Origin of the sequence: Dysgonomonas sp. PH5-45 (assembly GCF_029893235.1) — a bacterium.
GTDB lineage: Bacteria > Bacteroidota > Bacteroidia > Bacteroidales > Dysgonomonadaceae > UBA1309.
In genome coordinates, this window is the sequence record NZ_JARXWE010000004.1 from 95,616 (window position 1) to 116,743 (window position 21,128).

The window sequence follows — 21,128 nt, forward strand, 5'->3', positions numbered from 1 at the left end:
GCAGCCTTATATAGATAATATTGATGCTTTGATTTACTTTTCTTCCAGACCAACAAGTTCGGGGTCAATCATCACACGTCCGCAATATTCGCAAACAATAATTTTCTTACCCATCTTAATATCCATCTGTTTTTGAGGTGGTATCTTATTGAAACATCCACCGCAAGCGCCACGTTCTATGCAAACAACAGCCAAACCGTTGCGAGTGCTTTTGCGGATACGTTTAAAGGCCTGTAAAAGGCGAGGCTCTATTTCGGCTTCGATGGTTTTCACATCTTCGCGGATTTGTTCTTCCTGCTGTTTTGTTTCCGAAACAATAGAGTCTAACTCTTCTTTTTTCTGATTGAGGTCGAGAGTCCGTTCCGAAAGGAGTTCTTTGTTTTTTTCTACCTGTTCGGCCAGATTTTTTGCCTCGAATGTGAATTCTTTAATTTTCTTTTCGGCCAATTCCACCTCAAGCGTTTCGAATTCTATTTCTTTGCTCAAATGATCGAACTCACGGTTGTTACGAACGTTGTCTAATTGCTCTTTATATTTTGTGATTTTCAGATTGCAGTTCTGTATTTTTTGACGTTGGTCGGCAGCTGCACCTTCGGCCTCTTTCATATCAGCTTCGTATTTACCGATACGGGTGTTCAAACCTTCAACCTCATCTTCAAGGTCGTCCACTTCGAGAGGAAGCTCGCCACGAAGGATTTTAATTTTGTCTATTTCAGACATTTTTTCTTGCAACCGGTACAGGGTTTTTAGCTTATCCTCGACCGTGATTTCTTTTTCAACTTGTTTTTTAGCCATAATTATTTTAATCTTATATATAACATTTCCTATTAACAAAAAATGCAGCAATCAGAAACCTTTCGATAATTCTGTTTACCACATCCACCACAACCGAACAGGAGTAAATCAAACCGCTCTTTGTAGCTTAAAATATTAAATTGCGAATACTTTTGCCATGCAAAGGTAACAAAATTACTTAATGGCAACAAATTATGCGAACACAGATACACCATCCTTCCCCTAAAAAAAGTAAATTTGTGTACCAAAACAACAATGGCGTGCAGCACAAAACCCGAGGAATAGTACTAAACACTATCAACTATAACGATAAATATATGCTTGCCCAGATATATACCGAACATCTGGGACGGGTTACCTATATGATTCCAAAATCGAAAGGGAAAGCCTCCAAAATGCACCGTAGCCTTTTTACTCCGTTATCGCTCCTTGATATGGAAGTAGAGCACCAAACCTCCAGAAGCATCCAGCGCATCAAAGAAGCCCGCATGGATATGTTGCAAAACAGCAATAGCAGCGATATGGCAAAAACAGCGATCGTGTTTTTCCTTTCGGAATTCCTTTCCCGCGTGTTGAAAGATATGGACGAAAACGCTTCCCTGTTCAGTTATTTGCGATATTCGATAGAAATTCTGCACAGAGCCGATAAAAGCATTGCTAACTTCCACCTTGTTTTTATGCTTAAACTGACCCGTTTTTTGGGTTTCTATCCAAATATGGAATCGTATTCCGAAAGGGCATATTTCGATTTGCTGAACGGCGAATTTGTCCGCAATCAGCCTCTACACAATCACTATACCACCCTCGAAGATAGTGTTGTTATGGCTCGCTTGGCACGTATCAACTACGAAAACATGCACCTGTTCCGGTTTTCGCAAAACGACCGCATAAAAATCATCGACCGTATGGTGGAATATTACCGCATACATTTGAATGACTTTCCTCCCTTAAAGTCGTTAGACGTACTGCACGAATTATTTTAAACCTCGCCCTTCATATTTATCATTCTGACCATAGAGAAGAATCTTTTTACCAAGTATAGAAATAAAAAAAGTAAGCGGGAACATTAAAAACATTCCCGCTTACTCATATCTGTTTTATAATCAATGCTGATTACATTTTACGTTTATCTGTTTTTTCGTGAACTATGGCATCAACAACCGCTACGGTTGTAAGGTTAATAATGTCACGCACCGATGTTTCGATATCGGTGAAGTGTACAGGCTTGTTCAATCCCATCTGGATAGGGCCTATACTATCGCCCGAGTATCCGAATTCGGTCAACACCTTGCTTACGATGTTTGCAGAAGTAAGGTTAGGGAATACAAGGGTGTTAACATCTTTTCCTTTAAGGCTGTTGAACGGATAAACTTCGTCTCTCAAATCTTTGTTCAAAGCAAAATTTATCTGCATTTCGCCATCTATCTTTATCTCCGGATTGTTTTCGTGCAAATATTTCACGGCATTCGATACACTAAGCGGACTACCTTTTTTGTCAGCTCCAAAGTTCGAGTACGACAGCATTGCCATAACGGGGTCGAACGAGAAGAACTTCACAGCCTCCTGTGTCAACTTAGCGATATCGACCAAAGTTTCGGTTGTTGGCCAACGGTTTATCAATGTATCGGCAAGGAAAAACGTTCCTTTCTTGGTCTGAAGAATATGCATCGCGCCAAAATGGCTATGTCCTTCGCGCACGCCGATAACGTCCATCGCCGTCTTTCCGAAGTCGTTATACTGGCTGTACACTCCTGTAATCAGAGAATCGGCTTCGCCTGTTTCGACCATCATCATACCAAAATAATTACGGTCGTTCATTTTTTCGAAAGCCTCCAAGAAAGTCCATCCCTGACGTTCTCTTTTCTTTGCCAAAATACGCGCATATCGCTCACGGCGGGCATCTTCGGCTACGCTACGGTTATCAATCACTTCAAGGCCCGATATATCCAAATCGTTTTCCTGAGCTATCCGCAACAACCGTTCTTTGTTTGCTATCAGAACAGGAATACAGATACCCTCTTTTTGGGCTGTTACAGCCGCCTTCAACATATTGATGTGGTTTCCTTCGGAGAAAACAATGCGTTTCGGATCAGATTTGGCAAGCCCTGTCAGACGTTTAATCAGACGGTTGCTGTATCCCATCATTTCGTTCAGCTTATTTTCGTAGGCCGACCAATCGTCTATCGTACGGCGGGCAACTCCCGAATCCATCGCAGCCTTAGCAACGGCCGACGATACTGTTGTTAACAACCGGGGATCTAAGGGTTTGGGTATAAAATATTCACGGCCAAAAACAATGCGATCCAAACCGTAAGCAGAGTTCACAACGTCCAGAACCGGCTGGCGGGCCAAATCGGCCAAAGCCTTAACAGCCGCCAATTTCATTTCTTCGTTTATGCTCTTTGCTCTCACATCCAATGCACCACGGAATATGTAAGGGAATCCCAACACATTATTCACCTGATTAGGATAATCCGAACGTCCTGTCGCAAAAATGATATCCTCGCGCGAGGCCATGGCCTCGTCATACGATATTTCGGGGTCGGGATTGGCAAGGGCAAACACTATCGGATTTTCGGCCATGGTTCTCACCATTTCCTTATTCACCAAATCGGCTGCCGACAGTCCCAAAAATACATCCGCTCCGTTCATAGCATCGGCAAGGGTTTTTACATCCTTGTCTACGGCAAATACTTTTTTTGCTTCGTTCAAATCTGTGCGGCGGGTTGTAATGGCTCCCTTGCTATCGCACATTATGATATTTTCTTTTCTCAGCCCCAAACTCATCATGAGTTTTGTACAGGCAACAGCCGAAGCCCCTGCCCCACTCACCACCAGAGTAACTTCTTCTATCTTCTTATCGGCAATAACCAATGCGTTAAGCAATGCTGCCGAAGATATGATAGCCGTTCCGTGTTGGTCGTCGTGCATAACGGGAATGTCAAGCTCTTCTTTCAGGCGTTTTTCTATTTCAAAACATTCGGGTGCTTTTATATCCTCAAGGTTTATCCCTCCAAAGGTGGGAGCAATGGCTTTCACCGTCTGGATAAATTTTTCGGGGTCTTTCTCGTCTACCTCTATATCAAAGACATCGATCCCTGCAAAGATTTTAAAAAGCAAACCTTTACCTTCCATCACAGGTTTCCCTGCCGAAGCGCCAATATCGCCCAAACCTAAAACAGCCGTACCGTTAGAAATAACGGCAACCAAATTCCCCTTGGCCGTATAATCGTAAACCGCTTCGGGGTGTTTTTCTATCTCTAAGCAAGGCTCGGCTACGCCAGGCGAATACGCAAGCGATAAATCGGTTTGTGTACTGTGTGGTTTGGTAGGTGTAACCTCAATCTTACCTGGCTTTCCTTTACTATGATAAAGCAACGCTGCCTCTTTGGTAATCTTTGACATATTAAGATATTTTAAGTTTAATTTTAATGTGCAAAAGTAATAGTATTTAAGCATCTATCACCCTAATTGCTGTATGTTTTACAACTGTGTTATAGAAATAAAAAAGTCCGCAAAATCACTTCGCAGACTTCTTTTCTTAACACAAACTTTACAAAACTACACAATGGAGTTGATTGCGGCCTGATAGTCAGGCTCATGCGTAACTTCAGGAACCAACTCCGTATACGTTATATTTCCTTCCGGATTTACCACAACCACTGCCCTTGCCAATAAGCCCTTCAAGGGGCCATCAACCATCAACACACCATAGTCTTTTGCAAACTCCGCATTACGGAACACAGAGGCCGGAATCACATTTTCAATTCCCTCGGCCGTACAAAAACGACCTGCTGCAAAAGGAAGATCTGCCGATATGGCAAGAACCACAGTATTGGGTAAACCTACTACTTCTTTATTAAATTTTCTAACAGACGCGGCACAAACACCGGTGTCTAAACTTGGAAAAATGTTTAACACTACATATTTTCCTTTAAAATCTGACAAGGACACTTCCGTCAAATCTTTTTTTACAAGTACAAACTTGGGCGCAAGACTACCATTTTCCGGCAAATTACCTGAAGTATTCACTTCATTCCCGCTGAACTTAATTTTAGTCATAATATTGTTATTTTTTGTCATAACAACGTGCTCAAGAATTACCTTTTACTCCAGCACAAAGTTATCTAATTATTTATTTATTCAATAATTTTTTCGCAATAATTCTTTCCTCTTTTGTGTAAAGTATGTTTTTTTAACATAATTAGTGTAAAAAACCTTCTTTCACAACCACTCCTCCGCCAAAACCGCCATCGGGGCCCATATCAATATTATAATCGACACATTTTATCACATCCTGGTTATGCTCTATCACAATAATAGTGTTCCCTCTGTCTACCAATCGGTTTAAAACATCAAGCAAAACACGTATATCTTCAAAGTGCAATCCTGTGGTAGGTTCGTCCAGTATATATAATGTATTGCCCGAATCTGTTTTGGAAAGCTCGGCTGCCAACTTGATCCGCTGCGACTCGCCTCCCGAAAGGGTTGTAGACGCCTGCCCCAGTTTTATATAGCCAAGACCTACTTCCTGCAATACCTTCAGTTTATTAAGCAGATTGGGCACATTTTCAAAAAACTCGACAGCCATATTGATTGTCATGTCCAAAACATCGGCAATAGACTTCCCTTTGAAGCGTACCTCAAGCGTCTCCCTGTTGTACCGCTTTCCGTGGCACTCTTCACATGGAACAAACACATCGGGCAAAAAGTTCATTTCAATTGTTTTATATCCGTTGCCCGAACAAGTTTCGCAACGCCCTCCTTTTACGTTAAACGAAAAACGCCCAGCCTTATACCCTCTTATCTTTGCTTCGGGCAGGTTTACAAACAAGTTCCGGATATCAGAAAATATACCTGTATAAGTGACCGGATTAGAACGCGGAGTCCGCCCGATGGGCGATTGGTCTACACTTATCACTTTATCAATATACTCGATGCCCTCTATCGACTTATAGGGTAGCGGATCGGTCAACGAGCGATAAAAATGCTGGCTAAGTATTGGCTGCAAAGTACCGTTTATCAGGCTCGATTTGCCACTACCCGATACCCCTGTCACACCGATAAACACACCCAGAGGAATATGTACGGTCACATCCTTCAGATTATTGCCGGTTGCTCCCCTCAATACAAGCTGATGGCCATTCCCTTTGCGCCTTTCTTTGGGTACTTCAATTTTGCGTACACCATTTATATAATCGGCCGTAATGGTATGGGCTTTGAGCATATCTTTGGGTGTACCGGAAAACACGATATCCCCGCCACGCCTTCCGGCAAGGGGGCCCATGTCGATAATATAGTCCGATTCGAGCATTATCTCCTCATCGTGTTCAACCACAATAACGGAGTTGCCCGAATCGCGTAGTTTTTTGAGCGATTCTATCAAACGCCTGTTATCCCGTTGATGCAACCCTATGCTCGGCTCGTCCAATATATAAAGAACGTTCACCAATTGCGACCCTATCTGGGTTGCCAGCCGTATACGCTGGCTTTCGCCCCCCGAAAGGGTTGCCGAGGCACGGTTGAGCGACAAATAGCTCAACCCCACATCGAGCAGGAATGCCGTGCGCGAAACTATTTCCTTACTTATCTCGGTGGCTATCTGCTTTTGTTTTTCAGATATATGCGTGTTCAAATCTTGCATCCAATCGTAAAACTCACGGATATCCATCCGGCAAAGCTCAGCTATATTCTTTTCGTTTATCTTATAATGCAAAGCCTCCTTGTTGAGGCGTTGCCCATTACAATCGGGACAGACGGTAGTTTTTATAAATTGGTTTGCCCACTTCTGTGCCGTTGCCGAGGCTTCGCTCTCTTGCTGCATATTGATGTATTTTGCAACCCCTTCGAACGAAACCATATAATTAGAACTACCCAACGACTCGTTCTTTATCTGCAAACGCTCGTCCGTGCCCGACATAATATCGTCTATGGCCTCTTCCGGTATATCCTTTATGGGTGTTTTTATGTTTACACCGTATTTTTCGCAAATGGCTTCGATCTGCCAAAAGAACAGCGAATTTTTATATCTGCCCAAAGGTGCTATCCCTCCGGCATAAATACTCAGGTTGGGGTTAGGCACAATCTTTTGCATATCAATCTGGTTGACCGTACCCAATCCCTTGCACTTAGGGCAAGCCCCTTGCGGAGAGTTGAACGAAAAGTTATGCGGAGCCGGATCGCCATACGAAAGCCCTGTGGACGGACACATCAACTGGCTACTGAAGTGACGCACTTCGCCTGCCTCCACATCCTGAATCATTATCAGCCCGTCGCCTTGCTTCATCGCCGTACGGACACTTGCTTTCAGCTTTTCGGCAAACTTGTTCGATACCGCAAGCTTATCTATCAGAATTTCTATACTGTGGTTCTTGTAACGGTCTACCCGCATGCCGGGCAGTATTTCGCGTACATCGCCATCAACCCGTACATTCAGATAACCTTTTTTGCGTATCTGCTCAAAGAGTTCCTTATAATGCCCTTTCCGGTTTTTTACTACCGGAGCCAGAATATATATTTTCTTGCCTATGTAGCGGGTCATTATCAGTTCAAGGATTTGCTCTTCGGTATATTTCACCATTTTTTCGCCCGTCAGGTAAGAGTATGCCTCGCCAGCACGGGCATAGAGAAGGCGCAGAAAGTCGTATATCTCGGTGGTTGTACCCACAGTGGAACGTGGATTGCGGTTTGTGGTTTTCTGCTCGATAGATATAACCGGGCTCAAGCCCGTTATCTTGTCTACATCGGGACGTTCCATATTACCCAAAAAGTTGCGGGCATAGGCCGAAAACGTTTCTATATAACGGCGCTGACCTTCGGCAAAAATAGTATCGAAAGCCAACGATGATTTACCGCTACCACTCAATCCGGTTATTACAACCAGTGAGTTACGCGGAATATCAACATCTATATTTTTCAGGTTATGGACGCGTGCGCCATACACGCTTATCTGTTCTGTTTGATCTACTTTTTGATCCATCTTATGGATAATGTGTTATTTCTTCTTCGGTATGTTATCACGGACTCTTAGATCCGTTTTCAGCTGCTAACCCACCGCGAATCGTGAACCTTTACTTTGCCTTTACTGTAATAAAGGAATTCTTCGGTAGGTATCTGGATGGTATAAGTTTTAGGTTTTTTGGGGTTGATTGTCAGTTTGCGTCCCCTCAACCACGAGTTCACGTCCTTCAACTGAGCGTAAGTTATTCCATTATTTTTTGCAAAAGTAGCTAAATCGGGGATAGATTCGCTCACTTCAACCGTTTTATATTGAAGAGGCTTGTAAAGTTGATGTGCTTTAACTACAAAGCCATACTTGGCAGGATTCTCAAACAGGTTTTTAATTGCAAGCATTCTGAAGTAATAACGGGAGGTTTCGTCAACCAACCATAAATCAAGCCCTTCTTCGGCTTGCTGCTGTCCAAGCTCACTACTGATGCGCCCCATTCCTCCGTTGTACGACATGGCTACACTCGCCCAATTTCCATACTTGGCGTAAGCAGTTTTCAGATATCGGCACGCGGCACGGGTTACTATCTCTATATTATAGCGCTCGTCTACCTCATCGGTCACTTCCAATCCGTATTGGGTTGCCGTTGCAGGCATAAACTGCCACATACCGGCCGCACGGGCGCTCGACAGGGCACGGGGGTTAAGCGAACTTTCAACAACTGCCATATACTTAAAATCGTCGGGCACACCGTTTTCCTTCAATATGGGTTCTATAACCGGAAAGTAACGGTTGGCACGCTTTAAGGTCAGGAGCGTTGTAGAATGAAAGTAGGTGAAACTGTTGATTTCGCGGTCGTACCGTTCGTACATATCATAACGGTCGAGCTTCACTTTTTCGCCGGCAAAGGTTACTTCTTTCGGAACCTCTACCGAAGCCGTCATTGACAGCACTTTGGGCGCATTACGCTCCGACCGTTCAATATCCATGTTGGACAATAATACAAATCCCAAGCAGAATGCCATTACGGTCATACTGCCCATTATTATATATTTTTTCATGTATTTCAAAATTTCAGTTTAGTTTGTAAAGATTTTCTTTATTCCATTAACATATCTTCTATAAAAACAAAAATACAAAAATCGAACCTAATTCGTTCATCCTATTATAGATTCTTTGCCTTCGGCATCGAAATATTAACTGAATTTAAACCCTTGGTCATTCTTTTTTCGGGCAAACCATACCATCCCTCAATTCCAACTCTCCACCGTCAGCAAGGAAACGAACAACCCTCACCACATCCTTGGGCTTAAACTGCTGAATGGTAGCAACTACCTCATCTACCGGCATTGCCCGCCCTGTTTGCAAAAGCATTTCCACCTCGTTCCGTATACGGTTGTAGAGATAGTTGGTGAGCCCCGACGTGTTTTTTGTTTTACACACATCGCACTGTCCGCAGTCTTTTGCGTTGTTTTCTCCGAAATAAATCAACAGCATGCGGCTACGACAGATATCGTTGCGTGTCACATAATCGGTCATTGCCGTTATCCGTTTTTCAAAACGTTCTTTTCGCTTCTCGTAAACAGCCTGTCCGATAGATAAATAGTGCCTATCTACACGGGGTTGGGTGTAAATAATGAACGGTGTTTTTTTGTGCGGAATATAATCTATTATACCACGTTTTGCCAAGAATTTCAGTATTTCATATACTTCTTTCCTTCCCTTTTTCAGATGAAAAGCCAGAGCCGACTCGTCTACATTCACATAATCGGCAAAAAGCCCCGTATAAAGGCGTAGCAGAGAGTGTATAACCTGCTCGCAATCCTTGTCGAAATCATATTTATATAGTTCGTCACGATACACAACAAACTTCAGCCGGGAGCGGTTGTCCGTCTCGTCGGTATATTCTATGTACCCCGCAAGTTCCAACATCTTCAAGGCATTGTGCGCTTGCGATAGAGGAAGTTTATAGACCGAACAGAAATGCGACAAATTGAAGTCGTAAGCCATTTGCAAGCCTCCCCCCACAGCTACTTGCAGAAAATAAGCCAATTGGTCATAAACCTGCTTAATAAAATCCCGTTCGGGATATTCGTCCTTAATGCGTTTTTTTAGCTTCGTGCTGTCGGTTTTATTATAAAGCAAGACAGCGTATGCCCGCTTTTCGTCGCGTCCTGCACGCCCTGCCTCCTGATAGTATTCTTCGAGCGAGTTGGGCAAATCCATATGAATCACCACCCGTACATCGGGTTTGTCGATACCCATACCAAAAGCATTGGTCGAAACTATGATGCGGCACTGCCCGTTCTTCCACTCGTTTTGTTTACGGGTTTTCTCTTCGCTGCTCAACCCTGCGTGATAGAAATCGGCCGAGAAGCCCATCTTTGCAAGTTCCTCAGCAATTTCCTTTGTCTTCAGCCGGCTACGCACATAAACGATTGCCGTGCCCGGCACTTTCTCCAAAATACGGATAAGTTCCTCCATCTTGTTTTCGGTATCACGAACCACATACGAAAGGTTTTTCCGCTCAAAGCTTTTCCTGAAAACATTCTTTTCCTTGAAATGCAAACTTTGCTGAATGTCGTACACTACGTCCTTCGTAGCTGTTGCCGTTAAGGCCAAAACCGGTATGCCGGGTAAATATTCACGGATAGAGGCAATGTTCATGTACGACGGACGGAAATCGTAGCCCCATTGCGATATACAGTGCGACTCGTCTACCACGAGCAAGCATATATTCATGCTTTTCAGCTTAGTCAGAAATATATCCGAATTTAAGCGTTCGGGCGAAACGTAGAGAAACTTATAATCGCCCAGCACGGCATTGTCGAGCGTTGTCATGATTTCGCGGTGCGACATTCCGGAATAAACGGCAAGAGCTTTTATGCCCCTCTGCCGCAGGTTATCCACCTGATCTTTCATCAAGGCTATAAGAGGTGTCACAACAAGACAAAGACCTTCCATTACCATTGCCGGTACCTGAAAGGTCAGAGATTTTCCGCCACCCGTAGGCATCAGCCCAAGAGTGTCTTTTCCGTTATAAACCGAACGGATAATGTCTTCCTGCAAAGGGCGGAAAGAAGTATATCCCCAATATTGTTTCAGTGTTTCGTGAAAAATATCCATCGGTTCTATTCTGTGGCAGCACAAACCAGAATACAGCTCCGGCCGCCTGATTTTTTTATCTTATCAGAACTGCCCTGTATCGATATCTTTTACATACAGTTGTATGTTCTTTTTACCTTTGTGAATGTTGTCTTCGAGGGTATAGCAAATATCGAAAGGCTTGCCGCTTTTTACCAGATCGAAGCTTTTTTTCTGACGGAAAGCAATACCATGAAACGGATATACCGTTTTGCGGTCGGTCATCTCCAATTTTATATGCATCAGGTCCTTGCCCACAAGTTTGCTTGTTCCATAATCAAAAACATTTCTGGTCATAAAAATCGGATTCAAATTGTCCGGGCCAAACGGCGCAAAACGAGCCAAATCGTTCATAAAGCGCGGGTCTATATCCTTAAAGGCCATTTCGGCGTTGATGTCGATTTGAGGCTTCATCATTTCGGGAACAATCATTTTTATGGTTTGCTCCTCAAACCGCCTTATAAATTCCTGTAAGTTTTCTTCTTTCAACGATAAACCTGCGGCGTAAGTGTGTCCGCCAAAGTTTTCGAGAAGGTCTTTGCACTCTTCTATTGCCTTATAGATATCGAAACCCATTACGGAACGGGCAGAGCCGGTCACCAAATCGTTCGACTTGGTAAGTACCACCGCCGGACGAAGGTATTTCTCGGTAAGGCGCGAAGCCACAATACCTATCACCCCCTTGTGCCACGCTTCGTTATAGACTACTATACTGTTTTTAGCATCCATATCGAAGTGCTCGTCAATATAATGGTTCGCCTCGTCGGTTATCCGTTTGTCCAGTTCGCGACGATCCTCGTTATACTGGTCTATGTGTTTGCTTTTTATATCGGCATCCTCAACCGTACTTGCCAGCAGTAGGTCTACGGCTTCTTTCCCGTTCATCATACGCCCCGATGCATTGATGCGAGGCCCTATTTTAAATACAATATCGCTTACGGTTAAATACTTGTCAGTAAGCCCGCAAATATCAATAATGCCTTTCAAGCCTATTGTAGGGCTTGAGTTGAGCTGGCGCAGTCCGTAATGAGCCAAGATACGATTTTCGCCCGTTATGGGCACAATATCGGAAGCTATGCTGACAGCAACCAAATCGAGCAAATCGTGAAGTTCCGAAAAATCCATTCTGTTGCTTTGAGCTATGGCCTGAACAAGTTTGAAGCCTACTCCGCAACCCGACAAATGCTCGTAAGGATAAACCGAATCCGTGCGTTTGGCGTCGACAACGGCAACAGCATCGGGCAGAGTTTCGTCGGGCATATGATGGTCGCAAATAATAAAGTCGATACCTTTACTTTTGGCATAAGCAACCTTCTCTATGGCTTTTATACCGCAATCTAAAGCTATAATCAACTTCACTCCCGTTTCGGAAGCATAATTTATACCTTGTGAGGATATTCCGTAGCCTTCATCGTAACGGTCGGGAATATAATAATCCAGATTGGTTGTAAACCGCCTAAGGAATTTAAACACCAGTGCAACCGCAGTTGTACCATCAACATCATAATCTCCATACACCAAGATACGTTCTTTCTGTCCCAAAGCCTTTTCTATACGCTTTATGGCTTTATCCATATCGGGCAAAAGAAAAGGGTCGTGCAAGTCTTTCAGACTTGGGTAAAAGAATTTTTGCGCTTCATCGGCAGAGGTTATCCCCCGTTGCACAAGGAGCTGACACAGAACAGGGTTAAGTCCTAAAAGCTTAACCAGTTCATCGCGTTTCTTCGCATCTTCTTGTTTTAGAGGTTCGTAGTTCCATTTGTAAATCATTATATATTATTTTTCTTTTTCTCTCTCGCAGGATGTTCGAGCCTGCTTCCTTAAAAGCATGTCACTAACTCAAACAGGATTATATACACAACAAACCCGAAGATAAAACACTACTTCAGGTATGTATATAAATCATGTAAAGATAACATTTATATAGAAAAGAAAGATATAGATTCAAACTTTTATTTACAGAAAAAAAACAAATCAGTTTGGTGCTTTCCGATAAACAAAAGCCGCAACAAATGCAAAAACGAAGTTTGGAAACCATGCCGCCACCAAAGGGCTCATCAACCCCGAAACAGCAAAGGTAGAACTTATAGTCATAAACAGGATGTACGATACGCTCAACAATAGCCCGATACCTATATTCAAGCCCATTCCACCCTTTATTTTACGTGACGACAAAGACGCCCCTATGATGGTAAGTATAAAAGCCGAAGCAATGGAAGCAAAACGCGAGTGAAATTCAATTTCGAACGACTGTACATTGCCAATACCTCTATCTTTTTGCTTCTTTATGTGTTGGTATAACTGCGGAGTTGTCATTTTTTCAAAATCATTCACAGCTATTAAAAAGTCTTGTGGAGTAACCTGTAAGGTAGTATCCAGATGTTTGCCATTGATTATTGTTTCGCGCATACCCACAAAATTGCGGATAGAATAATCTTTTATCACCCAATGGAAACCCGAATCGTATTCTATGGTTTTTGCCGTAAGACGCGACACAAGTTCTTTATCGTCAAACTTATCTAACGAAAAATTCCGCCCACTGCCTTCTTTATTGTCGAAAGTTTCCATAAAAGCAATAACGCCGGGCTCTACCTGTATTTGTATCTTCGAGCCCCAGTCCACACTTTTGTCTTTTATGTATTTATTCTGGAAATCAATACGTTTTGCATTAGCCGGAGGTATCACAAAACCACTCATCAGGAAACTGACAATGGAAATTATGGCTGCCGAAATCATGTAAGGTTTCATCAGGCGTTTAAAGCTCATTCCGTTCGAGAGCATTGCTATTATCTCCGAATTATTTGCCAATTTGGATGTGAAAAATATTACGGAAATAAACACAAACAACGAACTGAACAGGTTGGCAAAGTAGGGAACAAAGTTTACATAATAGTCAAAAATAATGGCGGGTAGCGGCGCGTCTTTTTTCAAAAACTTATCGAGCTGCTCATTTATATCGAAAACAACCGCTATGGATATAATAAGTGCTATTGAAAACACGTATGTCCCCAAAAACTTTTTTATAATATACCGGTCAAGAATCGAAATCATATGCTTATATCCGTCTCGAAATATCTTCTATTATAGATTTTTTCCACACCACAAAATCGCCAGCCATAATGTGTTTACGGGCTTCGCCCACCAACCACAAATAGAAAGCCAAGTTATGTATCGACGCTATTTGCAGGGCAAGAATTTCGTTAACGATAAATAAGTGGCGCAGATACGCTTTACTGTATAATGTATCCACAAAAGATGTACCTTCCGGGTCGATGGGCGAAAAATCGTTAGCCCACTTCAGATTGCGCATGTTCAGTATCCCGTTGCGGGTAAAAATCTGTCCGTTGCGCCCGTTGCGGGTTGGCATAATGCAGTCGAACATATCCACGCCACGCTCTATGGCTTCCAGAATGTTGGCGGGTGTACCCACCCCCATCAGGTAGCGAGGTTTATCTTTTGGCAGAATTTCGTTAACTACTTCCACCATCTCGTACATTTTTTCGGTAGGTTCGCCTACGGCAAGTCCTCCTATGGCATTCCCGTCTGCACCTTTGGCAGCAACGTTTTCGGCCGAACGACGGCGTAAGTCGGGATACACACAACCTTGCACAATCGGGAACAACGTTTGCCGGTAACCATAAGGGCACTCCGTTTCGTTAAAGCGGGAGATGCAACGGTCGAGCCAACGCTCTGTCAGATTGAGCGATTTTTTTGCATAGGCATAATCGGCATCGCCGGGGGTGCATTCATCGAAGGCCATTATTATATCGGCTCCTATGGTGCGTTGTATATCCATCACACCTTCTGGCGTGAATACGTGCTTAGAACCATCTATGTGCGACCGGAAAATAGCTCCTTCTTCGGTCAATTTACGGTTTTCGGCAAGAGAAAACACCTGAAATCCACCGCTATCGGTCAATATAGGTTTGTTCCAACTATTAAATTTATGCAAACCACCCGCCTGACGCAGTATTTCCAAACCGGGGCGGAGATACAGGTGATAGGTATTACCGAGTATAATCTGAGCTTTGATGTCGCTCTCCAATTCCGTCATATGCACGGCCTTTACTGAGGCTTGTGTGCCTACCGGCATGAAAATAGGGGTTTCTATCTGCCCGTGGTCGGTCGTTATTAGTCCCGCCCGCGCATCCGACTGGGTATCGGTATATTGAAGTTCAAAATCCATTTAGCTGTATTATGTGGCTGGCAATTTCACTATTTAGAAGACATAGCTTCAACTTCATCGGTTTCCAAGTCTTTGAGCTGAACCAAGATTATCGATGTTTTATTTTTTTTCAGTACGGTAAATTCGTAACCTTCGTCCTCCAACTTGTCGTGCACCACAGGTATGCGTCCAAACTTATCGATAAGATAGCCTGCCAAGGTGTCGTACTGCTTAGCTTTATCTATTGGGTGAGGCAACTGGTCATTAATATCAGAAATAGCTGCTGTGGCAATAACTGAGTAAGTATCATCGGAAACTTGCTCAACAAAAGGTATCTCGTTGTCCGTTTCGTCTTGTATCTCGCCTACCAGCTCTTCAAGAATATCTTCCATTGTGATGATACCATCAATACCGCCATATTCATTCAGCACCATTGCTATTTGCTGGTGTTTAACCTGAAATTCTTTCAGAATCTGCCCTATACGTTTTGTTTCGGGTACAAACGAAACAGGACGTACAATAGAGCGGATATCAACCTTTCCGTTCTGGCGCATTTTTTTCAGAATATCTTTCAGGTGAACAATCCCTATTATATTATCTATACTGTCTTCGTAACACGGAATACGCGAATATCCATCCTCGATAACCATTTCGAGAGTCTGTTCGTCATAATCGTTAAGGTCTATGGCCAACACCTTTGTACGGGGCACCATGACCTGACGGGCGGTACGCTCCGAAAAATCGAATGCGTTTTTTATTATATCGTAATTGTCGTCTTCTATATCGCCGCTTTCACGAACCTGATCGACCAAATACCGCAGTTCGTCACTGCTATACGATTCCGATTCGGAGGCCGCATGCAGACCTATCATCTTCAGGAACAAATTGGCTATACCGTTTAGAAGCCAAATGGCAGGACGTGCCAGCCAATAAAACCCTTGCAGGGGATATGCCACAAACATAGTCGTTTTTTCCGACCGTAAAATAGCAATCGACTTCGGAGCTAACTCCCCAAAAACAATATGAAGGATGGTAATGATAAGGAAGGCCGTAATCAAGGATATGCTGTGTATGGTTATGGTTATACCCAAAACCTGAAAAGAATCGCCCGTTATCCCGAACGCTCCCAAAATAGACAGTAGCATTTTTGAAACAACAGGCTCACCAATCCAACCCAAGCCAAGGCTGGCAAGTGTTACCCCAAGCTGGGTAGCCGCCAGATACGCATCTAAGTGGCTGACTATATGTTTCGAAAGGATGGCCAGACGGTTACCGTCTTGTGCCTTCATTTCCAACTGCGAGGCCCGCACCTTAACTATCGCGAATTCGGCCGCAACAAAAAAGCCGTTCAGAAAAACCAGAAGAAAAGTTATTAAAATGTTCGTAAACATATTTGAACTTAAAGATGATTTAGCAAAGATAATATAATTGTGTGTTTTCTGAGAATCGTTAAACAAATAAAAACACGAAATCATTTATTCGGTAGTTCTATTTTGGGTCTGATACTTCAAAAACATTTAAATGCTATTTGTTTCCTGTAAGGTTTTAGTAAATGGATTTTATATGTTTTCTTTGCACAAAATAACTGTATAAACAACCCTCAGATGAAATATGTAGTTATAGCCGAAGGATTGGGCAACCAAATGTTTCAGTATGCCTTCTGTCTGGGCATACGCGCTAAGAGGAAACGATGTTCGCTCATTATTCCACTCCGTAAAAAAACATTTACCCACAATGGCTACGAACTCAAAAAACTTTTTACCATAACAAAAGACGAAACTCTGTTATCGGCACTGAAAAGCGGATTTGTGAGTTTTTTCCGTTTGGCCACCCGTTCATTTTCGGCACAAGGGCAAGAACGGTTATATTCATCAATAGGAATACACATTGTGAGCGATGAAAACAAAAATTTCCTTTTTAACGCCGATATAGCTCAAGATGACAATAAAAACGAACTTTTTATCGGCACATGGCAAAGCGAAAAATATTTCACCAATGCCCAGAATGAAGTAAGAGAAGCTTTCCGCTTCAAAGAAGAACCGCTTTCCGGACAAACCAAAGCTCTCCGTAACGAAATACAGGTATGCAACAGTGTGTCCATTCATATCCGACGGGGCGATTATATGACTCCTCAATACATATCCCTGTTCGGAAACATTTGTAACGAGCAATACTACCAACAAGCCATAGCACATATAAAACAGAATGTAGAGAATCCCCGCTTCTACATCTTTACCGACGATAAAGAATGGGTGAACTCCAATTTCAAACTGGACGACGCCCAATACGTGAACTTCAATACAGGGAAAAACTCTTGGCAAGATATGTTCCTGATGAGCCAATGCAAGCACAACATCATAGCCAACAGCACATTCAGTTGGTGGGGAGCATGGCTCAACAGCAATCCTTCTAAAATAACGATTGCTCCAAAAAAATGGAGCAACGCGTTCGAAAAAGACGATATCATACCCGATTCGTGGATAAGGTTCTGACAACGGCTTATATACACAGATTACTTAACTATCAGCTTTACGTTTTTCTTTGTTTTGCCTTTACTTAAAGTTAGCACATAAAGTCCCGAAGGCAAAGATATGGGGATTTCGCTTTTTTGCACTTTAAGAGGCTGAATCAAAAATGTTTTTCCAGATAAATCGGAAATTGTTATTTTATCGTACATCCTCTCATTGTCCTCTATAAATAATTTATCCTTTACGGGGTTAGGGTAAATTCTCAGATTAGCTTCTTCACCAATAATAGAATCTTTATCGCCTTGATGCAAGAAATATTTTTTCCCTACTTCCGTAGTAAAGGTGTATTTTTCGCCATTGCGGATAAGATCAATCAAATCTCCGGTTTCGTCCATAACCACAAGTCCATATCCCTGCCATGGATTTAAAACAGCACAGATATTACCTCGCTCACTTATTAACGACACATCACTGATTATTCCATTGTTATACTTAGCCGAAACCAAGAATGCTCCTTCCGTCCTGAAATCACGAAAGGCTATATTTTTCCATTTATCAGGCACAGCAGGGTATATCCGTACCACTCCACCCCAGCTTTGCAGAAGCATATAGTTTATGCTTTCTACCACCGACAAGGGAGTTTCTACAACAGTCCCACCACTTTCTCTGTACATAGTATTAGGCTGCGTTAATTTTTTAGACCGCATGTAGTTAAGGGTACTCAATGCTTTATTACCATCTCCTAAAACCGCATACATAGAACAGCCACCGGAAAATGTGTATCCCTGATAACCTGAATTCAATGTTAATGATTGCCAACGATTCAAGGATGTTTTGATAAGATTCCGGGCATATGTGCCTTGTTCCGGGTTAAGCGTGTGATAGGGATATATTGCCAACAGGTGTGAATAATGCCTGTGCCCTTGCTTAAATCCTTGATCTTTATTTACACGCAATCCGTTACTATCAATGGGATAATCGGCAAGATTATCTAAGTGGTCTTTCCATGTTTGACTCTGTTCGTCATTATAACCAAACTCTTCGTTCATTTCCAAAAGAGTTTGCAATACCCATCTAATAGACATCAATGCATAGTTTGCATCACGATGTAGTGATTCAGAATACTCCGGCGATCGGGATGGGACTACATGATACCGTCCGTCCTGCTCTTTTTCTAATATTGACATCAAAAAAACAGCATTATCTTTCAGCATCGGATATAAGTCTTTAGCTATCTCATTGTCACCCGAATATTTCCAATACTTCCAGTAGCAGTGAAGCACCCACGGCAAGTTGCCAAATTCGTCACCCCACTGTCCTGCACCATCGTAGATTGTACCTCTTGGTAAAGTTATTCCTACTCCTTTTGCATTTTCATGGAGAACTCCCGATTTATATATCCTATTCATCCCGTTAATTAACGACCTACCCGCGTCCAGCTTATTACTGCTGTACATTGGCATGTATGACAATTGTACATTCAGATTCCACCAAATGGCAGCCCACGAACTTTTGTACACCCAAGGCCCTTGAGTATCAATTATAAAATCGGATATTTGTGACGATGCACTTGCAAACTTGTAGATTTGCAACCACCAATATTGTTGCCAAAAAGAGTCTTCTTCTATTTCCAACGAACTTGTCTGATAGTAACTATGCCACCAATCCCTATGACGCTCTATAATAGCCTTATACCCTTCAGCCGAAGCAGCCTCCACACGGGCAATTGCATCTGCCTGCGCTTCTTTGGTTGCTTTATTCAAATCGGAACTATCGTCAACACCGATTGCCACATACAAGATTTGAGTTCCATCCTGCTCTTTTTGCAACTTGGAAGCAACAACATGCGCCCCCTTTGTTTTCATTTTATTGATAACGATATCTACATCACCCACCTTGCTTAATACAGGCTTAGGAGGTATATGCTCCGAAAAATTATAAGGATCTATATTTTGTAAATAAAACGTAGGAGATATGCCCCACTCCTCACGTACTTTGAGGGTTGCATTGGCTTCCTGTCCGCTACCCTTCATTACAACAACAAAAACAAGGTGTTTGCGGTCGTCAATAGCTTGCCATGTTATTTTATCCGTTTTTTTTGTAGTTAAAACTCCGCTTGCTTCGCCATCCCAAAGATTAAGGCGCATATCCTTTGTTGTAACCTTCGAAACAGGCGAGATGGTTATACTACCAGCATAAACTCTCGACACCGTATATTCCAAATCGGGAATCATATAGTGGGATATTGCCTTATAGTGCCCCATTAACATACGAATTCCATTAGGATTCTGGTCGTCTTCCATTATCATAGCCCCTTGTATCCCATCACCGATAAATGCACCATTAAAATAGTTATCGTCAACAGTATTTCTCCATACAAGGTCTTGTTCTGAAACAAATTCGGAAAAATCGGCGCTTTGAATGTATTGAGGCAAAGAGAGATTAATAGTTAAAAGAAAAAACATTCCTTTTTTCAGAATCTTCGATTTAAACATGACTTCAGATTAAATGGTTATATTGTTGAATAACGATTAAAATATAAATAAATTGCATTGTTTAATAGTTTGAATTTCATTTAAAGAACACTTTCAATTCATGCACAAATAGTTTATACCTATATAAAATAAATCGGCATCTTCCCCGAAAAGAAGACACCGATTGTTTTATCTAAGCTTACTTTATTTAGAAAGAAACAGCCATACCAAAAGCAAATTCTTTAAACAAATCAAAGCTGTATTTGTTGTTATTTGCTTTAAAATTGTAATACCCACTGCCAAGTTCTACAGCTGTATGCTTATATCCTATTTGCCCACATTTAGCGATAAGAGAAATACTCTTTGTTACATTTATAGAAATACCAGGTCTGAAACCAATTCCATAAATATTAGTATCATAATCAAGAGAGTTCATATGAGAGTGAGTGTACTCCAGACCTCCATCAACAAAAAACGAACCGATGTTTCCTTTTACCACTGTATAACGAACAAAAGGAGAAACCGTAAATTCGTTACTGGTATAAGAAAAAGTGCCGTCTTCAAGAGCTAAATCCCCTTCTACGTGTCCATAACCTAAGCTAATAGCTATCGCCAATTTATTGTTTAAATTATAGCCAAATTCCGGATTAATTGAAAAATTGGTACTTGTTTTTTGTTCTCCCGACCAATTGTCTGAAGAAAGACCAATAGTACCACCAAGCCACATTTTGCCGGCTTCTTGAGCCGCAACATTAAAACTAAGTCCTAATAATAAAGCGAATGTAAGTAAAATTTTTTTCATTTTTGAAATAGTGTTTTTAGTTAATAATAATATATATTCAATCAAAGTTAAATATTGTACAAAGATATAAATTATTACATAATGTCAACTACAAGTAGCAAAAAAATAAAATCAACTTATTATACACAATAAATAAACAAGAATATTTTGAAAAATTAGCAGCATTATGAAACCTTATCACATACATATACAACGAAAAAAGTCCCTCACCTATATGTTGGTGAAGGACTTTCTCTCTCTGATTTAAGTTGGCGGCTACCTACTCTCCCACATTTAAGCAGTACCATCGGCGTGACCGGGCTTAACTTCTCTGTTCGGAATGGTTAGAGGT

Annotated in this window: 14 protein-coding genes; 2 read left to right on the forward strand and 12 right to left on the reverse strand. The window is 42.1% G+C overall.

Annotated elements, in window-relative coordinates:
* Positions 1-33: 33 nt before the first annotated feature.
* The gene (locus M2132_RS02850; RefSeq protein ID WP_280671147.1) at positions 34-795 is read right to left on the reverse strand and encodes a zinc ribbon domain-containing protein; all 762 of its coding nucleotides are present in this window, start codon (positions 793-795) and stop codon (positions 34-36) included.
* Positions 796-989: 194 nt separating this feature from the next.
* Here M2132_RS02850 and recO point away from each other — a divergent pair, with 194 nt between their 5' ends.
* Positions 990-1,778: a DNA repair protein RecO gene (gene recO, locus M2132_RS02855; RefSeq protein ID WP_280671149.1), complete on the forward strand. Its 789-nt coding sequence runs from the start codon at positions 990-992 to the stop codon at positions 1,776-1,778.
* 130 nt (positions 1,779-1,908) lie between these two features.
* Here the strand turns inward: recO and M2132_RS02860 are convergent, their stop codons facing one another.
* The 9 genes from M2132_RS02860 to M2132_RS02900 all read right to left on the reverse strand — a co-directional run bounded on the left by M2132_RS02860 (position 1,909) and on the right by M2132_RS02900 (position 16,444).
* Positions 1,909-4,200 (reverse strand): NADP-dependent malic enzyme, encoded by a 2,292-nt coding sequence (locus M2132_RS02860; protein WP_280671152.1) that lies wholly within the window; start codon positions 4,198-4,200, stop codon positions 1,909-1,911.
* Positions 4,201-4,356: 156 nt separating this feature from the next.
* Positions 4,357-4,857, reverse strand: coding sequence for a thiol peroxidase (gene tpx / locus M2132_RS02865; RefSeq protein ID WP_280671154.1), 501 nt, complete (start codon positions 4,855-4,857; stop codon positions 4,357-4,359).
* Positions 4,858-4,999: 142 nt separating this feature from the next.
* Complete coding sequence (uvrA, locus tag M2132_RS02870; RefSeq protein ID WP_280671156.1) at positions 5,000-7,774, reverse strand: excinuclease ABC subunit UvrA; 2,775 nt, start codon at positions 7,772-7,774, stop codon at positions 5,000-5,002.
* A gap of 59 nt (positions 7,775-7,833) precedes the next feature.
* On the reverse strand, positions 7,834-8,805 hold the full coding sequence (locus M2132_RS02875) for a lytic transglycosylase domain-containing protein (protein ID WP_280671158.1): 972 nt from the start codon (positions 8,803-8,805) through the stop codon (positions 7,834-7,836).
* Positions 8,806-8,962: 157 nt separating this feature from the next.
* Positions 8,963-10,870, reverse strand: coding sequence for an ATP-dependent DNA helicase RecQ (locus M2132_RS02880; protein ID WP_280671160.1), 1,908 nt, complete (start codon positions 10,868-10,870; stop codon positions 8,963-8,965).
* A 63-nt stretch (positions 10,871-10,933) separates the two neighbouring features.
* A complete protein-coding gene (gene recJ, locus M2132_RS02885) occupies positions 10,934-12,658 on the reverse strand; it encodes a single-stranded-DNA-specific exonuclease RecJ (RefSeq protein ID WP_280671162.1) in 1,725 nt (574 codons plus the stop codon).
* Between the two features lie 204 nt (positions 12,659-12,862).
* Entirely contained in the window at positions 12,863-13,939 is a 1,077-nt protein-coding gene (locus tag M2132_RS02890) for an LptF/LptG family permease (RefSeq protein ID WP_280671164.1), read from the reverse strand.
* Positions 13,940-13,943: 4 nt separating this feature from the next.
* Positions 13,944-15,074, reverse strand: coding sequence for a tRNA guanosine(34) transglycosylase Tgt (tgt, locus tag M2132_RS02895; RefSeq protein WP_280671166.1), 1,131 nt, complete (start codon positions 15,072-15,074; stop codon positions 13,944-13,946).
* Positions 15,075-15,103: 29 nt separating this feature from the next.
* Positions 15,104-16,444 (reverse strand): hemolysin family protein, encoded by a 1,341-nt coding sequence (locus M2132_RS02900; RefSeq protein ID WP_280671168.1) that lies wholly within the window; start codon positions 16,442-16,444, stop codon positions 15,104-15,106.
* Positions 16,445-16,657: 213 nt separating this feature from the next.
* Here M2132_RS02900 and M2132_RS02905 point away from each other — a divergent pair, with 213 nt between their 5' ends.
* Positions 16,658-17,545, forward strand: a complete 888-nt coding sequence (locus M2132_RS02905) for an alpha-1,2-fucosyltransferase (RefSeq protein WP_280671170.1) — start codon at positions 16,658-16,660, stop codon at positions 17,543-17,545.
* Between the two features lie 20 nt (positions 17,546-17,565).
* On the opposite strand, the gene M2132_RS02910 is transcribed toward M2132_RS02905, so the two are convergent.
* On the reverse strand, positions 17,566-20,016 hold the full coding sequence (locus M2132_RS02910; RefSeq protein ID WP_280671172.1) for a glycosyl hydrolase family 95 catalytic domain-containing protein: 2,451 nt from the start codon (positions 20,014-20,016) through the stop codon (positions 17,566-17,568).
* Between the two features lie 187 nt (positions 20,017-20,203).
* The gene (locus M2132_RS02915) at positions 20,204-20,797 is read right to left on the reverse strand and encodes an outer membrane beta-barrel protein (protein ID WP_280671175.1); all 594 of its coding nucleotides are present in this window, start codon (positions 20,795-20,797) and stop codon (positions 20,204-20,206) included.
* Positions 20,798-21,128: the final 331 nt, after the last annotated feature.

Coding starts and splice junctions, on each gene's coding strand:
- M2132_RS02850 (WP_280671147.1), bottom strand. CDS start 795: ATGGCTAAAAAACAAGTTGAAAAAGAAATCACGGTCGAGGATAAGCTA.
- recO (WP_280671149.1), top strand. CDS start 990: ATGCGAACACAGATACACCATCCTTCCCCTAAAAAAAGTAAATTTGTG.
- M2132_RS02860 (WP_280671152.1), bottom strand. CDS start 4,200: ATGTCAAAGATTACCAAAGAGGCAGCGTTGCTTTATCATAGTAAAGGA.
- tpx (WP_280671154.1), bottom strand. CDS start 4,857: ATGACTAAAATTAAGTTCAGCGGGAATGAAGTGAATACTTCAGGTAAT.
- uvrA (WP_280671156.1), bottom strand. CDS start 7,774: ATGGATCAAAAAGTAGATCAAACAGAACAGATAAGCGTGTATGGCGCA.
- M2132_RS02875 (WP_280671158.1), bottom strand. CDS start 8,805: ATGAAAAAATATATAATAATGGGCAGTATGACCGTAATGGCATTCTGC.
- M2132_RS02880 (WP_280671160.1), bottom strand. CDS start 10,870: ATGGATATTTTTCACGAAACACTGAAACAATATTGGGGATATACTTCT.
- recJ (WP_280671162.1), bottom strand. CDS start 12,658: ATGATTTACAAATGGAACTACGAACCTCTAAAACAAGAAGATGCGAAG.
- M2132_RS02890 (WP_280671164.1), bottom strand. CDS start 13,939: ATGATTTCGATTCTTGACCGGTATATTATAAAAAAGTTTTTGGGGACA.
- tgt (WP_280671166.1), bottom strand. CDS start 15,074: ATGGATTTTGAACTTCAATATACCGATACCCAGTCGGATGCGCGGGCG.
- M2132_RS02900 (WP_280671168.1), bottom strand. CDS start 16,444: ATGTTTACGAACATTTTAATAACTTTTCTTCTGGTTTTTCTGAACGGC.
- M2132_RS02905 (WP_280671170.1), top strand. CDS start 16,658: ATGAAATATGTAGTTATAGCCGAAGGATTGGGCAACCAAATGTTTCAG.
- M2132_RS02910 (WP_280671172.1), bottom strand. CDS start 20,016: ATGTTTAAATCGAAGATTCTGAAAAAAGGAATGTTTTTTCTTTTAACT.
- M2132_RS02915 (WP_280671175.1), bottom strand. CDS start 20,797: ATGAAAAAAATTTTACTTACATTCGCTTTATTATTAGGACTTAGTTTT.